Source organism: Allobosea sp. (assembly GCF_051860145.1).
Taxonomy (GTDB): Bacteria; Pseudomonadota; Alphaproteobacteria; order Rhizobiales; family Beijerinckiaceae; genus Allobosea.
The window spans coordinates 1-19,192 of record NZ_JBHYEM010000039.1 but is presented as its reverse complement, the minus strand read 5'-3'; the positions used below and the strand labels follow the sequence as shown (position 1 = coordinate 19,192).

General features: G+C 68.1%; 21 protein-coding genes and 1 tRNA gene. 12 read left to right on the top strand and 10 right to left on the bottom strand.

From position 1 onward, the window contains the following. The coding region (locus ACTIF2_RS27245) for a hypothetical protein (protein ID WP_439500275.1) at positions 1-181 on the top strand (181 nt) is incomplete at its 5' end. A gap of 69 nt (positions 182-250) precedes the next feature. On the opposite strand, the gene ACTIF2_RS27240 is transcribed toward ACTIF2_RS27245, so the two are convergent. Then, a tRNA-Ala gene (locus ACTIF2_RS27240) sits at positions 251-326 on the bottom strand. 166 nt (positions 327-492) lie between these two features. Then, positions 493-900 (bottom strand): TIGR02300 family protein, encoded by a 408-nt coding sequence (locus tag ACTIF2_RS27235; RefSeq protein ID WP_439500274.1) that lies wholly within the window; start codon positions 898-900, stop codon positions 493-495. Positions 901-1,189: 289 nt separating this feature from the next. On the opposite strand from ACTIF2_RS27235, the gene aroA reads away from it, so the two are divergent. The 3 genes from aroA to ACTIF2_RS27220 all read left to right on the top strand — a co-directional run bounded on the left by aroA (position 1,190) and on the right by ACTIF2_RS27220 (position 4,081). Further along, positions 1,190-2,530, top strand: coding sequence for a 3-phosphoshikimate 1-carboxyvinyltransferase (aroA, locus tag ACTIF2_RS27230; RefSeq protein WP_439500279.1), 1,341 nt, complete (start codon positions 1,190-1,192; stop codon positions 2,528-2,530). 34 nt (positions 2,531-2,564) lie between these two features. Next, positions 2,565-3,191, top strand: coding sequence for a (d)CMP kinase (gene cmk / locus ACTIF2_RS27225; protein ID WP_439500278.1), 627 nt, complete (start codon positions 2,565-2,567; stop codon positions 3,189-3,191). Between the two features lie 77 nt (positions 3,192-3,268). Further along, complete coding sequence (locus ACTIF2_RS27220; protein ID WP_439500273.1) at positions 3,269-4,081, top strand: DUF1194 domain-containing protein; 813 nt, start codon at positions 3,269-3,271, stop codon at positions 4,079-4,081. Positions 4,082-4,085: 4 nt separating this feature from the next. Here the strand turns inward: ACTIF2_RS27220 and ACTIF2_RS27215 are convergent, their stop codons facing one another. The 5 genes from ACTIF2_RS27215 to ACTIF2_RS27195 all read right to left on the bottom strand — a co-directional run bounded on the left by ACTIF2_RS27215 (position 4,086) and on the right by ACTIF2_RS27195 (position 8,655). After that, entirely contained in the window at positions 4,086-4,412 is a 327-nt protein-coding gene (locus ACTIF2_RS27215; RefSeq protein ID WP_439500272.1) for a type II toxin-antitoxin system RelE/ParE family toxin, read from the bottom strand. After that, complete coding sequence (locus tag ACTIF2_RS27210) at positions 4,409-4,696, bottom strand: type II toxin-antitoxin system ParD family antitoxin (protein ID WP_439500271.1); 288 nt, start codon at positions 4,694-4,696, stop codon at positions 4,409-4,411. The genes ACTIF2_RS27215 and ACTIF2_RS27210 overlap by 4 nt, the downstream gene beginning before the upstream one ends. Before the next feature lie 55 nt (positions 4,697-4,751). Beyond that, positions 4,752-7,250: an ATP-dependent helicase HrpB gene (hrpB, locus tag ACTIF2_RS27205; RefSeq protein ID WP_439500270.1), complete on the bottom strand. Its 2,499-nt coding sequence runs from the start codon at positions 7,248-7,250 to the stop codon at positions 4,752-4,754. Positions 7,251-7,298: 48 nt separating this feature from the next. Then, positions 7,299-8,087, bottom strand: a complete 789-nt coding sequence (locus ACTIF2_RS27200) for a class II glutamine amidotransferase (protein WP_439500269.1) — start codon at positions 8,085-8,087, stop codon at positions 7,299-7,301. Positions 8,088-8,178: 91 nt separating this feature from the next. Continuing rightward, positions 8,179-8,655 carry a hypothetical protein gene (locus ACTIF2_RS27195; RefSeq protein WP_439500268.1) on the bottom strand — a complete coding sequence of 159 codons (477 nt, stop codon included), beginning with the start codon at positions 8,653-8,655 and terminating at the stop codon, positions 8,179-8,181. Positions 8,656-8,818: 163 nt separating this feature from the next. On the opposite strand from ACTIF2_RS27195, the gene ACTIF2_RS27190 reads away from it, so the two are divergent. Together ACTIF2_RS27190 and ACTIF2_RS27185 are read left to right on the top strand one after the other, a co-directional pair. Beyond that, the gene (locus ACTIF2_RS27190; protein ID WP_439500277.1) at positions 8,819-10,228 is read left to right on the top strand and encodes a sodium:proton antiporter; all 1,410 of its coding nucleotides are present in this window, start codon (positions 8,819-8,821) and stop codon (positions 10,226-10,228) included. Beyond that, positions 10,229-10,456 (top strand): hypothetical protein, encoded by a 228-nt coding sequence (locus tag ACTIF2_RS27185; protein WP_439500267.1) that lies wholly within the window; start codon positions 10,229-10,231, stop codon positions 10,454-10,456. A 67-nt stretch (positions 10,457-10,523) separates the two neighbouring features. On the opposite strand, the gene ACTIF2_RS27180 is transcribed toward ACTIF2_RS27185, so the two are convergent. The 3 genes from ACTIF2_RS27180 to ACTIF2_RS27170 all read right to left on the bottom strand — a co-directional run bounded on the left by ACTIF2_RS27180 (position 10,524) and on the right by ACTIF2_RS27170 (position 14,159). Beyond that, positions 10,524-11,534: an Lnb N-terminal periplasmic domain-containing protein gene (locus ACTIF2_RS27180; RefSeq protein ID WP_439500266.1), complete on the bottom strand. Its 1,011-nt coding sequence runs from the start codon at positions 11,532-11,534 to the stop codon at positions 10,524-10,526. Between the two features lie 37 nt (positions 11,535-11,571). Continuing rightward, the gene (locus tag ACTIF2_RS27175) at positions 11,572-13,182 is read right to left on the bottom strand and encodes a phosphoenolpyruvate carboxykinase (RefSeq protein WP_439500265.1); all 1,611 of its coding nucleotides are present in this window, start codon (positions 13,180-13,182) and stop codon (positions 11,572-11,574) included. 206 nt (positions 13,183-13,388) lie between these two features. Further along, positions 13,389-14,159, bottom strand: coding sequence for a HugZ family pyridoxamine 5'-phosphate oxidase (locus tag ACTIF2_RS27170; protein WP_439500264.1), 771 nt, complete (start codon positions 14,157-14,159; stop codon positions 13,389-13,391). A 151-nt stretch (positions 14,160-14,310) separates the two neighbouring features. Here ACTIF2_RS27170 and ACTIF2_RS27165 point away from each other — a divergent pair, with 151 nt between their 5' ends. The 6 genes from ACTIF2_RS27165 to ACTIF2_RS27140 all read left to right on the top strand — a co-directional run. Next, the gene (locus ACTIF2_RS27165) at positions 14,311-15,012 is read left to right on the top strand and encodes a response regulator transcription factor (RefSeq protein ID WP_439500263.1); all 702 of its coding nucleotides are present in this window, start codon (positions 14,311-14,313) and stop codon (positions 15,010-15,012) included. A gap of 325 nt (positions 15,013-15,337) precedes the next feature. Further along, positions 15,338-17,062, top strand: a complete 1,725-nt coding sequence (locus ACTIF2_RS27160; protein WP_439500262.1) for a stimulus-sensing domain-containing protein — start codon at positions 15,338-15,340, stop codon at positions 17,060-17,062. Positions 17,063-17,067: 5 nt separating this feature from the next. Beyond that, on the top strand, positions 17,068-17,535 hold the full coding sequence (locus tag ACTIF2_RS27155; protein ID WP_439500261.1) for an HPr kinase/phosphorylase: 468 nt from the start codon (positions 17,068-17,070) through the stop codon (positions 17,533-17,535). 111 nt (positions 17,536-17,646) lie between these two features. Beyond that, the gene (locus ACTIF2_RS27150; protein WP_439500260.1) at positions 17,647-18,048 is read left to right on the top strand and encodes a PTS sugar transporter subunit IIA; all 402 of its coding nucleotides are present in this window, start codon (positions 17,647-17,649) and stop codon (positions 18,046-18,048) included. Between the two features lie 23 nt (positions 18,049-18,071). Beyond that, complete coding sequence (locus ACTIF2_RS27145) at positions 18,072-18,389, top strand: HPr family phosphocarrier protein (protein WP_439500276.1); 318 nt, start codon at positions 18,072-18,074, stop codon at positions 18,387-18,389. Between the two features lie 240 nt (positions 18,390-18,629). Continuing rightward, the coding region (locus ACTIF2_RS27140; protein WP_439500259.1) for an adenosylhomocysteinase at positions 18,630-19,192 on the top strand (563 nt) is incomplete at its 3' end.

The following is a 19,192-nucleotide window of genomic DNA, read 5'->3' as shown; positions in this document are numbered from 1 at the left end:
TCGGGCGACGCTAGATCGCCGTGCGTCCTATCGGACGCAAGGTGACGATCTATCTCTTTGTTTTAGCATCGGATTTTTCCGAAAAGCGGATTCCACTTTTCGGTCCGATGCTCTAGCCTCGACGCCGGAGCACACAGAGCCCGCCCAAGAGGCGGGTTCTTTTTTGATCGCTCAGCTTTGAGAAGGCCCGCCGAAGCCTCGGCCCAAGCCGCTGCGATCAGATAATTTCAGGATATCGTTTGGAGGAGATTGGTGGAGCCAGGCGGAATCGAACCGCCGACCTCTTGAATGCCATTCAAGCGCTCTCCCAACTGAGCTATGGCCCCACACGCGCCGATTGATCTGGGGGTCAATCGGCCATTCCGGTCCATCGCGTCCCGGCCTCACTCTGGAAGCCCGGCGATGTCCGCGTCGCCACTCTCGCGGCGCAGCGCTCTATAGGCGGGCTTGGCCGAAGACTCAAGCGCCTATCTGTCGAAATATCGTCCGGCCTCAGACGTCCTCGTCGCCCTCGATGTCGCTGTCGATCAGATCGGCGACATCGTCGTCACCATCCTCGTCCTCCTCGAGGAAGGTGTCGTCCTCGGGAGTGACATCGTCGTCCTCGACCTCGATGTCGTCCTCGCTGGTGACGACGGCCTCCTTCTCGCTCGTCTCGGCATCGGCCTCGTCGAGCGAGACTATTTCGACGGCGTTGTCGGCGGTCTCGGTTTCTTCCTCGTCCTCGGCCGGCTTGGCGGCGACCGCTGCTGCTGCCGCCGCTTTGGCCTGCGGCTCGAACATCGAGCGCGGGAAGGACTGACCCGTGTAGGGAGACACGATCGGGTCCTTGTCCAGGTCGTAGAATTTGCGCCCCGTGGTCGGGCAAACGCGCTTGGTGCCAAGTTCCGGTTTCGCCACTGCGTCGGACCTTCAATCATGCATGTTCTGAAAAGCAGGCGCGTCCGTTAGTCGGCACGGACGGCGCTGTCAAATGCTGATTTCGTGGCGAAAGCAAGTTCGGCTCGCGTGGGGCCGCGAGGCGATCTGATCCGGGGCGCGAAACCGCTTTCCGACAAGGAGTTAGCGCCTGATGTCGCGCGAAGGCCGCTTTCCGCGGCCGCGCGTCGTGCTCGGCACGCGTGACGCGCGGCAGATGGTCATGCTAGGCAGCGGGCGTTCCGGAACGACCAGCCGACAGAGACCCGACGTGGCGCAGGCAGAACACCCCTCACCCGTGACCGCTCGCGCGAAGGGGCCGCTGTCCGGCCGCGTCCGCGTGCCCGGCGACAAGTCGATCTCGCATCGGGCGATGATCTTCGGCCTGCTGGCGATCGGCGAGACGAGGATCTCCGGCCTGCTCGAGGGCGAGGACGTGCTACGCACGGCCGATGCCGCGCGGGCGCTCGGCGCGATCGTGCATCATGACGGGCCCGGCGCCTGGCGCGTGCAGGGCGTCGGCGTCGGCGGGCTGAGGGAGCCCTCGGGGCTCCTCGATTTCGGCAATGCCGGCACCGGCTCCCGGCTGATGATGGGGGTCTGCGGCGCCCATCCGATCACCACGACCTTCGATGGCGACGCCTCGCTGCGCAAGCGCCCGATGCGGCGCATCCTCGACCCGCTCGCGCTGATGGGCGCGACCATCGTGGCGCAGGAGGAGGGCGGGCGCGTGCCGCTGACGATCCGCGGCCCGCGCGAGGCGGTGCCGATCACCTATCGCACGCCGGTCGCCTCGGCGCAGATCAAGTCGGCCGTGCTGCTGGCCGGGCTCGTCGCGCCGGGCGAGACCACCGTGATCGAGAGCGAGGCGACGCGCGACCATACCGAGACGATGCTGGCGCATTTCGGCGCCGAGGTCGCGGTGGCACCGGACGGCAGGCATGGCCGGCGCGTCGTGCTCAAGGGCCAACCCGAATTGCAGGCTGCGCCGATCGTGGTGCCGGCCGACCCGTCCTCGGCCGCCTTCCCGCTGGTCGCGGCGCTGATCGTGCCGGGCTCCGACATCCTGATCGAAAGCGTGATGGTGAACCCGCTGCGCAGCGGGCTGCTGACCACCCTGCGCGAGATGGGCGCCGATATCAGCGTCGAGAACGAGGCCAACCAGGGCGGCGAGAGCGTCGCGACGCTGCGGGTGCGCGCCGGCGCGCTGAAAGGCGTCGAGGTGCCGCCCGAGCGCGCGCCGTCGATGATCGACGAATATCCGGTGCTGGCGGTCGCGGCCGCCTTCGCCAGTGGCACGACCCGGATGCGCGGGCTGCAGGAGCTGCGCGTCAAGGAATCCGACCGGCTCGCGGCCGTCGCGGCCGGGCTCGAGGCAGCGGGCGTGACCTGCCGGATCGAGGGCGACGACCTCGTGGTCGAAGGCGGGGACGGCGAGGTTGCGGGCGGCGGCACGGCTGCGACCCATCTCGACCACCGCATCGCCATGAGCTTCCTGGTGATGGGCCTTGCGGCGCGCAAGCCGATGCAGGTCGATGACGGCGCGATGATCGCCACCAGCTTCCCGAGCTTCATCAGCCTGATGAACGGGCTCGGCGCCGAGATCGGCTGAACGCGGCATGGGCAAGCGCGGCGTGGACAAGCGTCTGGTCATCGCGGTCGACGGCCCGGCCGCCTCGGGCAAGGGCACGCTGGCAAAGCGGCTGGCGGCGCATTACCGCCTGCCGGCGCTCGATACCGGCCTGCTCTACCGGATGGTGGCCCGCGCCATGCTCGATGCCGGGCACGACATCCATGACCCGCAGGCGGCGGAAGCGACCGTCGCCAGCTTCGAGGAGGCCGATTTTCCCGAGGACCGGCTGCGCGGCCGCGAGATCGGCGAAGCCGCCTCGGTGGTCGCCGCCATGCCGGCGGTGCGCAAGGGCCTGATCGAGCGGCAGCGCCGGTTCGCGGCGCAGCCGCAGGGCGCGGTGCTCGACGGGCGCGATATCGGTACTGTGATCTGCCCGCAGGCGCCGGCCAAGCTCTTCGTCACCGCGACGCCGGAGGTGCGCGCCGCGCGCCGCCACAAGGAGCTGGCGGGACGGGGCGAAACCGCGACATTCGAGGGCATCCTGGCCGATATCCGACGCCGCGACGCGCGCGATTCGGGCCGCAGCGATGCGCCGCTGAAGGCGGCGGAGGATGCCGTGATCCTCGACACCTCGGCCCTTACGGTCGAGGAGGCCGTCGCAGCGGCCATCGCCATCGTGGATGACCGCCTCTCCGGCTGAGCCTGCCGCTAAATCGCCCTTGGCGAGAGCGCCGCGCGGGCGCAGACTTCTGTCGCGACATGATGACGGAGGTTACGATGCGGCGCGGGCTGTTCGGTCTCTTGAGTCTTGCGGCCGTCGGCCTATCGACCGCGCCGCCCCTTTATGCGCAAACGCCGGCGGCGCCGGCCGAGGAGGTCGACGTTGCGCTCGTGCTCGCGGTCGACGTCTCCTATTCGATGGATATCGACGAGCTCGCCTTGCAGCGCACCGGCTATATCGAGGCCTTCCGCTCGAAGCAGCTGCACGAGGCAATCGGAAAAGGCGCGATCGGCAAGATCGCGGTCACCTATTTCGAATGGGCGGGCGGGCATTTCCAGCATATCGTCAAGCCCTGGACGATCATCGACACCCCGCAATCGGCAATCGCCTTCGCCGAGGAACTGGGCGAGGCGCCGACGAGGCGCGGCCGGCGCACCTCGATCTCGGGTGCGATCGAGCTCGGCATGACCCTGCTCGAGCAGTCGAACGTGAGCGCGATGCGCCGGGTGATCGACATCTCGGGCGACGGCGCCAACAATGACGGACGGCCGGTGACGGTGGCGCGCGACGAGGCCCGCGACAAGGGCATCAGCATCAATGGGCTGCCGGTGATGCTGAAGCAGGCGAGCTATTTCGACATCGACAATCTCGACGCCTATTACGAGGACTGCGTCGTCACCGGGGTCGGCGCCTTCGTGATCCCGATCCGCGAGCGCCACCAGTTCGTCGACGCGACCCGCAACAAGCTCGTGCGCGAGATCGCGGAGGTGCCGGCAGGCGAGGCGGCGATCCAGAAGGCGCAGGCCAAGGAGCCGCGCACCTCCTGCCTCTCCGGCGAGCGGCAATGGCGCGACCGGATGGGGAATTGAGCGCTTATTCCGGCTGATCCTCGTCGCGGGATCCCAGCAAAGCGTCGACATCGCGCCCGCGATAAAGGATGCGCAGCACGACGACCTCCTCGTTGGTTGTCAGGAAGGCGATGGTCGCGCGCCTGCGATAGCCGAGAAGCCGCAATCCGGGTGCGAGATCATCGCGGCGCGTGCCGCGTTCCGGAGCATGGCTGAGGCCCAGGCAGTAGTCTTTCAGGGCGTCGATGAAGCCGCGGGCCGTGTTCTTGCCGGAACGCTCGGCGACATAAGCGAACAGAGAATCGAGATCGTCCTGCGCCTCCGGAGCGAGGAGAACCCGAAACTGCCTCACTCCCGCACCGCTTTCGTCCGCTTCGCCTCATAGCGCGCCTCGACCCTGGCAAAGGCCTCTTCCGCCGGAATCGCCCGGGACGGGTCGGCCCGGTAGGCTTCATAGGCCGGCACGATCTCCTGGCGCAGCCAGTTTTCAACGGCCGCGTCGCGCGCCTGCAGTGTCCGCAAGCCATCGCGAATGACCTCGCTTTCCGAGGCGTATTCGCCGGAGGCGACCTTGTCCTTGACCATCTGCGCCATCTCATGCGGCAGGGTGATGCTGAGCGACGTGGTGCTGCGCATAGGGTGATCTCCTAGCATGAGCCTAGCAGACACGATTCAATCGTGCCAACGCCGCTCAGGTCCCGCGCGGCTTGGCCCGCGTCGTCGGCTGGGCCGCAGCCGGGTCGTCCGGCCAGAGATGGCGCGGATAGCGGCCCTTCATCTCGGCCTTCACGGCGGCCCAGGAGCCGCGCCAGAAGCCCGGCAGGTCGCGCGTGACCTGGATCGACCGATGCGCCGGCGAGAGTAGCTCCAGCACCAGCGGCACGCGCCCTGCCGCCAGCGCCGGGTGGCGGGCGAGCCCATAGAGCTCCTGGACCCGGACCGAAATGGTCGGGCCGGCCTCGGCGGCGTAGTCGACGGCGAGGGTGGAGCCGGTCGGCGCGGTGAAATGGGTCGGCGCCTCGGCATCGAGCCGCCGCTTCAACTCCCAGGGCAGCAGGGTCGCGAGCGCGGCGTCGAGATCGGCAGGCGCGATCGCCGCCAGCGCGGCACGGCCCTCGACATGCGGCGCCAGCCAGAGCTCCGGCTCCTGCGCCAGCCCGCTATCGGAGAGGTCGGGCCAGGCGGGATCGTCGGCTTCCGCCCGGCGCAGGAAGGCGACGCGCTCGCGCAATTGCAGCTGCGCCTTCGTCCAGGGCAGGAGCGCGATGCCGAGCGCGGCCACGCCCTTCGCGAGCGCAACGGCATTCTCCGGCGTCGCCGCCAGCGGCAGCGGGCGCTCCGCGAGGCTGAGCGCGCCATAGCGCCTGACCGCGCGCGAGCGCAGGGCCCGGGCAGCGCGGTCGAAGACGGTTTCCGTGCGCTCCTCCAGGCCGAAGGGGGTCAGGCCCTCTCCTGCCAGCCGCATGATCTCGTCCTCGCCGATCGCGGCCGCGCCGAGGATGCGCGCCTGCTGCGCCGCACCGCTCATCTCGGCCACGACGATCCAGGGCTCGCGCGCCAGGCGCTGGGCCGGCTCCAGCGCAGCGCCACGGCCATTGGCGAGGAGATATTGGCCCGCGCCGGGCGCGCGGGCCCTGGCGACACGGTCGGGATAGGCCAGCGCCAGCAGGAATCCCGCGGAGCCGGGCGCGCCCGAGTGGGCCTCGCCGGCCTGTCCGGCCAATCGCGCCCAGCCATCGGCGAGGCGGCGTATGTCGGCGGCGCGGCCGCCACGCTCGCGCTCGAGGCGCTCGATCCGCTCGGCGAGATCGACCCCGTCGCCGCCGAGCCCACGCTCGACCAGCACGGCCGCCAGTTTGGCGGCCTCGCCGGCCTGGCCGAAACGCGAAGCGACCACGACCATGCGTGCCAGGCGCGGCGGCAGCGGCAGGGCCTGCAGGGCGCGGCCGTCCGGCGTGATCCGGCCGTCATGGTCGAGCGCGGCGAGGTTTTCCAGCAGCGCGCGCGCCTCCTTCAGCGCCGGGGCAGGCGGCGGGTCGAGGAAGGCCAGAGAGGCCGGATCGGCGACGCCCCAGGCGGCGCAATCGAGCATGAGGGGAGCGAGATCGGCCGAGAGGATCTCGGGCCGCGCGAAGGCTTCGAGCGCGCCGGTGCCGGCCTCGTCCCAGAGCCGGTAGCAGATTCCCGGCTCGGTGCGGCCGGCGCGGCCGCGGCGCTGGTCGCACGCCGCGCGGCTGGCGCGGCGGGTCTCCAGCCGGGTCACGCCGATATCGGGCTCGTAGACCGGCACGCGAGCGAGGCCGGAATCGATCACCACGCGCACGCCCTCGATCGTCAGCGAGGTCTCGGCGATCGCCGTCGCCAGCACGACCTTGCGCTGGCCGGCCGGCGCCGGCAGCACGGCGCGGTCCTGCTCGGCCTGGTCGAGCGCGCCATAAAGCGGCGCGAGTTCGACGGCAGGGTCGCGCAGCCTCTCGCGCAGCCGCTCCTCGACGCGCCTGATCTCGCCCTGGCCGGGCAGGAAGACCAGCAGCGAGCCGGACTGCTCGTTCAGCGCTTGCAGCACGGCGTCCGCGACCTGGTCCTCGATGCGCTTCAGCGGATCGCGGCTGCGATAGCGGGTCTCGACGGGATAGGCCCGACCCTGCGATTCGATGACGGGCGCCGCTCCGAGCAATTTTGCCACACGCGCGCCGTCGAGCGTCGCCGACATCACCAGGATGCGCAGATCCTCGCGCAGGCCGCCCTGGGCGTCGAGCGCCAAAGCCAGGCCGAAATCGGCATCGAGCGAGCGCTCGTGGAATTCGTCGAAGAGCACGGCCGCGACCCCGTCGAGCGCCGGGTCGTCGAGGATCATGCGGGCGAAGACGCCTTCGGTGACGACCTCGACCCGGGTCCTCGGGCCGATCTTCGAGCCGAGCCGGACGCGCAGGCCGACCGTCTCGCCGACACGCTCGCCAAGCGTCTGCGCCATGCGGGCTGCGGCGGCGCGGGCCGCGAGCCGACGCGGCTCGAGCAGGATCAGCTTGCCGCCCTTGGTCCAGGGCTCGTCGAGCAGGGCGAGCGGCACGCGCGTCGTCTTGCCGGCGCCGGGCGGGGCGACGAGCACGGCATTCGGCCCCGCGCGCAAGGCCGCGGCGAGATCGCCAAGGACGGCATCGATCGGAAGCGGAGCATCGAAAACGCGCATGGCGCGATGTGGCCCACGCCGCGCGCCGAGGCAAGCTTGCGCCGAGACTCAGGCGGCCCGGCGCAACCCGACCTCGAAGGCGCTGACCGCGATCGTCCCGGCCCGGACCGAGACCAGGGTGTTGCAAGCGAGGGCCTGCCAGCAGTCGCGGGCCGCGTCGACCGGCTCGGAGGCGACGACGACGCTGTCGCCGCGGTTGCAGACATAGAGCGTCGGCGGCTTCGCGTCGGAGGACCAGCGCACGGCATGGATCGTATCGCCATCGGCGAGGGCGGCCGCGCAGCGCAGCGGCTCGCGCACGCCCGCCGCCTGCATCAGCGCGAGCGCATCACCGAGCGCCGAGGCCAACGCTTCGCCCGGCGCCAGGCCCTGCGCCATGCGGGCGAGCGTCAGCAGGAAGATCGCTTCGGAATCGGTGGTGCCGACGCGGGCGGCGTAGAGCTCGTCCGGGATCAGGCTCTCGAGCCTGCGGCGGATCAGGGCGTAGCCGCCGATCTGGCCGTTATGCATGAAGAGATGGCGGCCATGGACGAAAGGGTGGCAATTGGCCCGGGTCGTCGCCGTGCCGGTGGCGGCGCGGACATGGGCGAAGAAGAGATGCGAGCGGACGAGGCGGGCGATCGAGAGCAGGTTCTCGTCCGACCAGGCCGGCCTGACCTCGCGATACTGGCCGGGCTCGGGCTTGTCGCCATACCAGCCGACGCCGAAGCCGTCGCCATTGGTGCCACTCTTGCACTCCTCGGCATGGAGCGACTGGTGAATCAGCGAGTGGCAAGGCGAGGCGATGAAATCCTCAAGGAAAACCGGAACGCCCGAATAGGCGAGAAAACGGCACATGGTCGGTCCCGAATCAGCATGCGGGCGGGACGCCGCAGGAGGAGATTATTCCACGAGAATGAATGCCGACATAACGATTCTTCTCCGTAGCTCAGCCCGCGCAGGAGAAAGCGAGCTTGGCTTCCTTGCGGCTTCGGCCGACCTTGACCTCGATCTCGAGCGGGGCGCAGGTGGCGTTGTCGACCAGGAAAGCCTTGTGGATGCGGCCCTCCTCGCCAAAGAGGAAGCCGCCATAGACCCGCCTGACCAGGATCTTCTCGCCGGTCTTGGTCCGCTGGCGGACGGTGATCGAGGCAAGGTCGCGGGCGATCTTGTCCGATGACTTGGTGTTCTTGGCGCCACTGAAGATCAGCGTCACCAGAATCGCGTCGGCCGGCTCGCCGATCTCGCCCTCGCCGGTGACCGTGTTGTGCAGCGCCTTCCTCGTGCCGACGAGATTGTCCGAGAGCGTGCCCGAGCGCTCCAGGAAGAGCTGGGCTCGGATATCCTCGACCGCGACCTGCGCCTGCGCGGGAGCGGCCACCGCCAGCCCCAGACCCAGCAGAAGAACGGAAAAGATCAGCCTCATCGTCAGCCCCCGCTTCGATTCGCGCACCCATCGGCACGATTGTACAGCTAGCCAATTTCGCTGCCTGGTTGCTAGCCTTTCCACCAGCCTTTACTCGGCAACGCAACCGGGCGATGACGGGAATCAATAAAATGCGGGAGCGGGGGAACGGCTTTTGAAGACGATGATTTCGCGCGCGGGCGCGGCCCTGGCGCTTTGCCTGGCCCCCGGCGCGGCCTTCGCGGCCGGCGATATCGGCGGCGCGACGCTCGGTGGCGCCTGGGCCCTGCCCTTCGCCGGCATGCTGCTCTCGATCGCGCTCGGGCCGGTCCTGTTCCCGCATCTCTGGGAGCATCATTACGGCAAGTTCGCCGCCTTCTGGGCCGTGCTGGTGCTGGTGCCGCTGGTGCTGCTGCGCGGCTTCGACCCGGCGCTCGGGGCGCTGCTGCATACCGCGCTGCTCGAATACATCCCCTTCATCATCCTGCTCTTCGCGCTGTTCACGATCGCCGGCGGCATCCTGATCATGGGCAACCTGCACGGCACGCCGGCGACCAACACGGCGCTGCTGGCGATCGGGACCGCTATGGCGAGCGTGGTCGGCACCACGGGCGCCTCGATCATCATGATCCGGCCGGTGCTGCGCGCCAATGACAACCGCCGCCACAACGTCCATGTCGTGGTCTTCTTCATCTTCCTGGTCTCGAATATCGGCGGCTCGCTGACGCCGCTGGGCGACCCGCCGCTCTTCCTCGGCTTCCTGCGCGGCGTCGACTTCTTCTGGACGACGCAACACCTGCTGCCGGAAACCAGCTTCGCCGTCGTCGTGCTGCTCGCCTTGTTCTTCGCGCTCGACAGCTGGTTCTTCCGCAAGGAGGAGAATGTCCCGCCACTCAAGGATCCGACGCCGGACCGCGCCATCAAGCTCTACGGCAAGGTCAATATCCTGCTGCTCGGCGGCGTCATCGCCGCGATCCTGATGTCGGCGAACTGGAAGCCCGGAATCGTCTTCGACGTCCACGGCGTGCATGTCGAGCTGCAGAACCTGGTGCGCGACGTCGTCCTGCTCGGGCTCGCCGGGCTCTCGCTCATGCTGACGCCGAAGCAAGTGCGCGCCGGCAACGAGTTCAGCTGGGGGCCGATCAAGGAGGTCGCGAAGCTCTTCGCCGGCATCTTCGTCTGCATCATCCCGGTGCTGGCGATGCTCCAGGCGGGCAAGGACGGCGCCTTCGCGCCGCTGGTCGCGCTGGTCAGCAATCCCGACGGCAGCGCCAACAACGTCGCCTATTTCTGGCTGACCGGCATCCTGTCCTCATTCCTCGACAACGCGCCGACCTATCTGGTCTTCTTCGAGCTCGCCGGCGGCAGCGCCCAGGCGCTGATGACGACGGGCGCACTGACCCTGACCGCGATCTCGGCCGGCGCGGTCTTCATGGGAGCGAACAGCTATATCGGCAACGCGCCGAACTTCATGGTCTACGCCATCGCCAAGGACCGGAAGGTCAACATGCCGAGCTTCTTCGGCTACATGCTCTGGTCGGGCGCGATCCTGATCCCGCTATTCCTGCTGCAGACGGTGATCTTCTTCAGGTAGATGATCAGTCTCCTTCGAACGATCGTCGAGCTGCTGGTGGTGATGACCTTCAGCGTCTGGCTGGCGATCTACTCATCGCTGGGCGTCAGCACGGCGTCGGGATCGAAGGGCTGGCAGATGGTCGGGCTGCTGGTGGCCGTGAGCCTGCCCCTTTTCTACGGGGTGCTCCGGGTCGCGATATGGCGGTTGTCGCGCAAGCGGGTCGGCGACAAGCCTCGCAAAGGCTGATCTGTGGTGCCGTGTCGGCCATTCGTCCTGAGATGCTCGGGTCAAGCCCGAGCATGACGGTTGCGCCTCACGGCCGCCCGGTCGGCACGCCCTCGCGAATCTTTTTAGAAAACTCCGGATCGTCGAGCGAGAGCGTCCGCGCCCGCTCGCCGATGCGTCCGCGCCGGATCAGCTCGTCGAGCGGCATGTCGGAGCGGATCGCGCCGATGCGGGCAAGATAGCCCGGCAGATAGCCCGAGAGCAGCACGCGCGGGTCGAGCGGCAGCGAGAAGGTCCAGCCGGGCGCGACCGAGCCGACGAGATGGTAGACCACCGTCGTGCAATTGGTCGTCAGCGTGTTGTACCAGCGCGGCTCCTGCGCCAGCCGGTTCACGTCGGCGATATAGGCGAGCAGCACGTCGCGGGCCTGGGCCGGCGAGGCGGCGAGCCGGAACAGCCTGACATCCTCGCCGCGCGCATGGGTGCGCAGGCCAACGATGTCGCGCTCATCGGCGGCGACATAGGCCATCTCATAGGTGCGGAAGAAGCCGGCGAGCGAGGACCATTCCTCGCCCTTCTCGCGCCTGACCTCGATCGAGAAGGTCAGCGGCGGCGAATCCGCAAAAGTGAAGCTGACGAGGAGATGGGCGATCGTCTCGCCCGACCAGTAGGACAGGAACAGGTCGACGCCCTCGATCTTCGCCAGATCGTAGCTGCGCGTCTCCCAGCGCTGGTCGTAATCGGCCTCGGTGCGCCAGCGGAAATCGCGCAGGTTGGTGACGGTGATGCGCTCGCCCTCGCGCGTGATCTGCGGCAGGCGGGCGAGCTCGGGAATCCAGTTGCGCTCATGCGAGGGCTGGAGGCCGTTCCACCAGCCGAGCAGGCCGAGGAAGAGGATGGCGAAACCGAGCGGCAGCCGCGCCGCGCCGGTCCAGATGCCGACCAGGCCGGCAAGGACCGCGACGCCGAAGCCAATGGCGGCAACGATGGCGACCGCCCCGTTGAGGCGGAAGAGCAGGAGACCGACGCCCCAAAGCCCGGCACTGAGGATCGCGAGCGTGGTCAGGAGCTGGAAGGCAACGAAAAAGAGGCGGCTCATCGCCGCCTCTCGTAGCACATCGAAACGATTCGGGCGCTCACGCCGCCAGCGAATTGGTCGGCGCGGCGGCCTTCACCGCGTCGTCAACATGGCCCTCGAAGCGCTTGAAGTTCTCGCGGAACATCGCGACCAGCTTCTTGGCGGTCTCGGCGAACTCGGCTTTGTCCTGCCAGGTCTTGACCGGGTAGAGGATGTGCGGCTCGACGCCGGGCACCGAGGTCGGCACCGCGAAGCCGAAATAGGGATCGCGGCGGAAATCGGCGCGGTTCAGCGAACCGTCGAGCGCCGAGGTCAGCAGGCGGCGGGTGACGCGGATCGGCATGCGCCGGCCGGTGCCGTATTTGCCGCCGGTCCAGCCGGTATTGACCAGCCAGCAATCGACATGGTGCTTGGCGATGAGATCGCGCAGCAGGTTGCCGTAGACCGACGGGTGGCGTGGCATGAACGGCGCGCCGAAGCAGGTCGAGAAGGTCGCCTCCGGATCCTTCACGCCCTTCTCGGTGCCGGCGACCTTGGCGGTGTAGCCCGAGAGGAAGTGATACATCGCCTCGGCGCCGGTCAGCTTGGCGATCGGCGGCAGCACGCCGAAAGCGTCGCAGGTCAGCATCACGATGTTCTTGGGATGGCCGGCCCGGCCGGTCGCGCTCGCATTCGGGATGAAGTCGAGCGGGTAGGCGCAGCGCGTGTTCTCGGTCCTGGAGGCGTCGTCGAAATCCGGCGCGCGCGAGATCGGGTCGAGCACGACGTTCTCCAGCACCGTGCCGAAGCGCTCGGTGGTGGCGTAGATCTCGGGCTCGGCGTCGCGCGAGAGGCGGATCGTCTTGGCGTAGCAGCCGCCCTCGAAATTGAAGACGCCCTTGTTCGACCAGCCATGCTCGTCATCGCCGAGCAAGGTGCGGTTGGGATCGGCCGACAGCGTGGTCTTGCCGGTGCCCGAGAGGCCGAAGAAAACGGCGACGTCGTTCTCCGAGGCGGCATTGGCCGAGCAATGCATCGGCATGACGCCGGCGCCCGGCAGGGTGAAGTTGAGATAGGTGAAGACCGATTTCTTCATCTCGCCGGCATAGGAGGTGCCGCCGATCAGCACGATCCTGCGGGTGAAGTCGATGGCGATCACGGTCTCGCTGCGGCAGCCATGGCGGGCCGGGTCGGCCTTGAAGCTCGGCAGGTCGACGATGGTCAGATCCGGGACATAGGAGGCGAGCTCCTCGACATCGGGGCGGATCAGCAGGTTGCGGATGAAGAGCGAGTGCCAGGCATATTCGGTGAAGACGCGGGCCTTGACGCGATGGGCCGGGTCGGCGCCGCCATGGAGGTCCTGCGCGAAAAGCTCCTTGCCCTCGGCATGCGCCAGGAAATCGGCGAGCAGCGTGTCGAACTGCGCCGTCGAGATGGCGCCGTTATTCTCCCACCAGACGCTATCCTCGGTGGTGGCGTCGCGGACGACGAACTTGTCCTTGGGCGAACGGCCGGTATGGATGCCGGTATCGGCCCGGAGCGCGCCGCCACGGGCGAGTTCGGTCTCGCCGCGTTTGAGCGATTCCTCGTAGAGCCGCGGAGCCTCGAGGTTCCAGGATACGGCCTTGAGCTTGCGGAAGCCGAACGTGTCGGCCCCGTGCGCCGCGTTGAAATGACCGATGGTCTTCACTGAATTCCTCCCGAGACGCCGCCCGCCTGTTGCGGACGCTCTAGTTCTGTGAAGCGCGCGAGCCTCCGGCCCGCGCGGACGAGATGGGGTGCAAGAGTTCGGACGGCTCTTTAGGGCCATGATGACGCCGGCTCAAGTCGGGGGGAAGTCCGGCGGCCAACGAAAACGAGCTAAATCGTTTGAATTATTGGAGGCAGGCCGGCCGCTCAGGCAGCCGCGCGCGCCTTTGCCGCAAGCGCGACGAGCGTCGCCCTGAGCGGCCCCGGCCCATCGACCGGCGCGTCGAAGGGCAGGCGCAGCACGGCATCGCCGAGCGCGAGGTCGAGCCCGTCGGGATCGAGCCCGGTGATGCGCCAGGCGCCATCCTGGGCGCCGAGCAGCACTGTCGCGTAGAGCCTGACCGCGTCGGCATGGTCGGCGTTCATATGTGCCACCGCTCCCTCCTCGGCGGCGGCAAGCGCCCGGGCCGCCGCGGCGTCGCTGAGGATATCGGCCGGCGCCGGCTCATAGGCCCGGCCGAAGCCGCCGTTCAGGCTGGCGCCCTCGACCGCCAGAGCGAAGAAGGAGAAATCCGGGAAATCGACATAAAGCGCCGCCTTGGGCTGGCGGGCGAGGAAGCGGCGGCGGATGCGCGCGCCGTCCTCACCCTCGCGCTCGACGCGCCGGGCCCGGACGCGCAGGCTGAGGCGCGGATGGGCGAGCGGGTCGCCCTTGCCGCCCGGCGCGATCAGGAGCGAGGCGCGCGGATCGGCGAGCAGATTGGCGGTATGGCCCGACAGCGTCGAGACCAGGATCAGCGGCGTGCCGTCGGCATCGGTCGCCAGGCTGGTCAGGCTGGCGAAGGGGTGACCGTCGCCCGACAGGGTCGCGAGCGCAGCGTGACGGGCGCTGCGCAGCAGCCCGCGCGACAGGCCACGCGCCGTCTCGTCCATCGGCCTGATCGGGTCCTGCTTCGGCTTTTCGGGAGTCTCAGGCATGAAATCCTCGGGAACCTCTGGGAGTTTCAGGTCTTTTTCAGGCAGGGACGTAGCGAAACCGTCACGCCCCCGCTAGATTGCGGCCATGGTTTAGCCGCTCTCTCGCGAGAGTGGACCCTGCATTGCAACGCGGCGAAGAGACGTAAAGCCCATGCCAACCATTGCGCTGGTCGATGACGACCGCAACATCCTGACCTCGGTCTCCATTGCGCTGGAAGCCGAAGGCTACCGGATCCTGACCTATACGGACGGGGCGTCGGCGCTCGACGGACTGAAGCAGAACCCGCCGGACCTGGCCATCTTCGACATCAAGATGCCGCGCATGGACGGGATGGAGCTGCTGCGGCGGCTGCGCCAGAAATCCGACCTGCCGGTGATCTTCCTGACCTCGAAGGACGAGGAGATCGACGAGCTCTTCGGCCTGAAGATGGGCGCCGACGACTTCATCCGGAAGCCGTTCTCGCAGCGCCTGCTGGTCGAGCGCGTCAAGGCGATCCTGCGCCGCGCCGGCGCCAAGGACGTCAGCGCCCCGGCGCGCCCCGAGGACGCCAAGGCGCTCGAGCGCGGCCAGCTCCGCATGGACCCGGAGCGCCATACCTGCACCTGGAAGAACGAGCCGGTGACGCTGACGGTCACCGAATTCCTGATCCTGCAGTCGCTGGCGCAGCGGCCGGGCGTGGTGAAAAGCCGCAACGCCCTGATGGACGCGGCCTATGACGACGAGGTCTATGTCGACGACCGCACCATCGACAGCCACATCAAGCGGCTGCGCAAGAAGTTCAATCAGGTCGATGTCGATTTCGACATGATCGAGACGCTGTACGGTGTCGGCTACCGTTTCAAGGAGATGTGAGGACCGCATCGTTGCCTTGACCTGCTCCGAGAGCCGGACGAAGAGCGAGGGCGGGATTCCTGCGAAAAGCCGGTATCCATTTTTCGCATCCCGCCTAGAGCACGCGCCGATCAGATTGCGCAGCAATCCGATCGGATCACGCGTTCTCTATCTCAAAGTTTAGAGACGGATTCACCGATCAGGTTTATCCAACCTGATCGGATCCGGCTCTAGGGACCGCTCAACGCCTTCGTCGAACCGGAACGCATCACGCATGGCGACGATTGAACAGGACAGACCGCGGAGCGAAGGGAGCCAGGGGCGCCCGGCATTTCGGCGACGTCTGATGCTGTTCGGACGGCATGCGCTGCGCGCCGTCTCCTCGCGCGCCGCCTCCAGCCTGACGCGGCGCATCGTCGTGCTCAACCTCGCCGGGCTGGTCGCGCTCCTGCTCGGCTTCCTCTATCTCAACCAGTTCCGCGAGGGGCTGATCGAATCCCGCGTCCAGAGCCTGCTGACGCAGGGCGAGATCATCGCCGGCGCGATCGCCGCCTCGGCGACGGTCGAGACCGACGCGATCACCATCGATCCTGACAAGCTGCTCCAGCTCCAGGCCGGCGAAAGCGCCGGCATCGCCGAGGACCCGCTCGATTTCTCGATCAATCCCGAGAAGGTCGCGCCGCTGCTGCGCCGGCTGGTTACGCCGACCAAGACGCGCGCGCGGGTCTATGACAAGGACGGCATGCTGACGCTGGATTCGCGCAATCTCTATTCGCGCGGCGACGTGCTCAGGCTCGACCTGCCGCGGCTCGGCGAGGCGGACGAGCCGCCACTGCTCGAGCGGACCTGGAACATGCTGCGCAACCGGCTCGGCCGCGCCGATGTCCCGGCCTATGACGATTTCGCCAATGCCAACGGCAAGTCCTATCCTGAGGTGGCGCGCGCGCTGAACGGCGTCCCGGCGAGCGTCGTGCGGGTCAATACCCGCGGACAGACGATCGTCTCGGTCGCGGTGCCGGTGCAGCGCTTCCGCTCGGTGCGCGGCGCGCTGCTGCTCTCGACCCAGGGCGGCGACATCGACAGCATCATCGCCGGCGAGCGCTACGCGATCTTCCAGGTCTTCGCCGTCGCGGCCGGCGTGATGATCGTGCTCTCGGTGCTGCTCGCGGGCACCATCGCCGAGCCGATCCGCAAGCTCGCCGACGCGGCGCAGCGCGTGCGCAAGGGCGTCAAGGCTCGCGAGGAGATCCCCGATTTCTCGAGCCGCCATGACGAGATCGGCCATCTCTCCGGCTCGCTGCGCGACATGACCAAGGCGCTCTACAACCGCATCGAGGCGATCGAGAGTTTTGCCGCCGACGTCGCCCATGAGCTCAAGAACCCGCTGACCTCGCTGCGCAGCGCCGTCGAGACCTTGCCGCGGGCCAAGAACGACGATTCGCGCGGACGGCTTCTCGCCGTGATCCAGCACGATGTCAGGCGCCTCGACCGGCTGATCTCCGATATTTCCGACGCCTCGCGGCTCGATGCCGAGCTGGCGCGCAACGATGCGGCGCCGGTCGACATGGCGCAAGTGCTGGAGGCCGTCGTCACGCTGCAGAACCAGCTGCGCCGCGACGGGCAGCCCGGAATCGAGCTCGCGGTCGAGCGCCGCGGACAGCGTCCGGGCGGGCGCAACGACTTCCTGGTGATGGGGCACGATTCCCGGCTGGGCCAGGTCATGGTCAACCTGATCGACAATGCCCGCTCGTTCTCGCAGCCCGACAAACCCGTACGCGTCATACTGTCGCGCGTCGGCCCCGACGTGCTGATCAGCGTCGAGGATGACGGGCCGGGCATCCCGCCGCATGCGATCGAGCGCATCTTCGAGCGCTTCTACACCGACCGCCCGGACGAGGGCTTTGGGCAGAATTCCGGTCTCGGCCTGTCGATCTCGCGCCAGATCATCGAAGCGCATCGCGGCGGCATCCGGGCCGAGAACCGGCTCGACCGGGCGAGCGGCGCCGACGAGCCGCGCCGGCTCGGCGCCCGGTTCGTCGTGCGGCTGCCCGCCGTGCAGCACCCTACCTGAACCCGATGAGCGACGTGGAGCCGGGCGAGAACGCGGAACGCGTGCATGCCAGCGCGATCGCCATCGGCGAGGCCGGCGTGCTCATTCGCGGCGCGTCCGGGGCCGGAAAATCGACATTGGCGCTGGCCCTGATCGGCCTGGCGAAGCAGGAGGGGCTGTTCGCCCGGCTGGTCGCCGACGACCGGACGGCGCTCACAGTGCGCGGCGACCGGCTGATCGCCCGCCCCGTCGCGCGGCTCGAAGGGCTCGTCGAGCGGCGCGGGCTCGGCCTGACGCCGGAGCCGCATCTGCCGGCCGCGGTGATCCGGCTCGTGGTCGATTGCAGCGGCGAGGAGCCCGAGCGCATGCCCGAGCCGGAGGCGCTGGTCGAGCGGCTCAGCGGCATCGACCTGCCGCGCCTGACCGTCAGGGGCCGCGCCGGCGACGAGCGCCTCGTCATGACGGCGCTCAAGCTCTTCCTCAGCGAGGCCTGAGCCTCGTTTTCGACAAGATTCGGGCGAGCCGTCTTGCCTATCCTTCGCGCCTGCCGCATAAACCGCGACCTTGTCCGGGCGCCTTCCAAGCGCCCTCCGGTGCGATAGTGAATGATCGGACTCGTCCTTGTGACGCATGGGCATCTGGCGACCGAGTTCCGCTCAGCGCTCGAACATGTCGTCGGACCCCAGCAGAACCTCGCCACCATCGCCATCGCCCCCGATGACGACATGGAGGGCCGCCGGCGCGACATCATCGCGGCGGTCGAGGCCGTCGAGACCGGCAAGGGCGTGATCGTGCTCACCGACATGTTCGGCGGCACGCCGTCCAACCTGGCGATCTCGGTGATGGAGCCCGGCCGGATCGACGTCGTCGCCGGCATCAACCTGCCGATGCTGATCAAGCTCGCCAGCGTGCGCGAGGAGAAGACCCTCGACGAGGCCGTGACCAGCGCGCAGGATGCGGGCCGGAAATACATCACGGTCGCGAGCCGGGTGCTGGCAGGCAAATGAGGGCGGACGGCCACGTGGACGAGATGCGCGAGGACGATGGCGACTGCCCAGAGCCGGTGATCCCCAACGGCGCGCTCTATTGTGAGCTGCCGATCGTCAACAAGAAGGGCCTGCACGCCCGCGCTACGGCGAAATTCGTGCAATGCGCCGCGAATTTCGACGCCGACATCACGGTGACGCGCTGCGGCGAGACCGTCGGCGCAACCTCGATCATGGGCATCCTGACGCTGGGCGCCGGCATCGGCTCGACCATCACCGTGGTGGCCAAGGGCCGCGAGGCCCATGACGCGCTGAAGGCGCTGGAAGCGCTCGTCGCCGACAAGTTCGGCGAGGGGGAGTAGCGGGTCTCTCCGTCATTCCCGGGCGGAGCGCAGCGCAGACCCGGGAATCTCTTTCAGGAAAAGGCGCCGATCCTGCGCCTCATCGTCAGAGATGCTCGGGTCAAGCCCGAGCATGACGGGTTCCGTATGCTCGGCACCTGGACACATAAAGACATCTTTATATCTTTGATTGCGTTCCGGCGCCGGCGCTGCTAGAGAGCCGGCGCCATTCGAGACACTCGCATTTTGTGGAGCAGCCCCGTGTCGAAGACCGATTACGTCGTCAAGGACATCAGCCTCGCGGATTACGGCCGCAAGGAAATCAACATGGCCCAGGACGAGATGCCGGGCCTGATGGCGATCCGCGCCGAGCACAAGGGCAGTGCTCCGCTCAAGGGCGCGCGCATTGCCGGCTGCCTGCACATGACGATCCAGACCGCCGTGCTGATCGAGACGCTGACGACCCTCGGCGCCGATGTGCGCTGGTCCTCCTGCAACATCTTCTCGACCCAGGACCATGCCGCGGCCGCGATCGCCGCGAGCGGCGTGCCGGTCTTCGCGATCAAGGGCGAGAGCCTGGAAGAGTATTGGGAATACGTCCTGCGCACCGCGACCTGGGGCGACGGCGGCACGCCCAACATGATCCTGGACGATGGCGGCGACCTGACCATGCTGATCATCCTCGGCGCCGAGGCGGAAGCCGGCAAGGCCGAGTTCCTCGACAAGCCGGGCAATGAGGAAGAGACCATCTTCTTCAAGCTGATCAAGCGCCAGCTCAAGGACAATCCGGGCTGGTTCACCAAGACCCGCGCCGCGATCAAGGG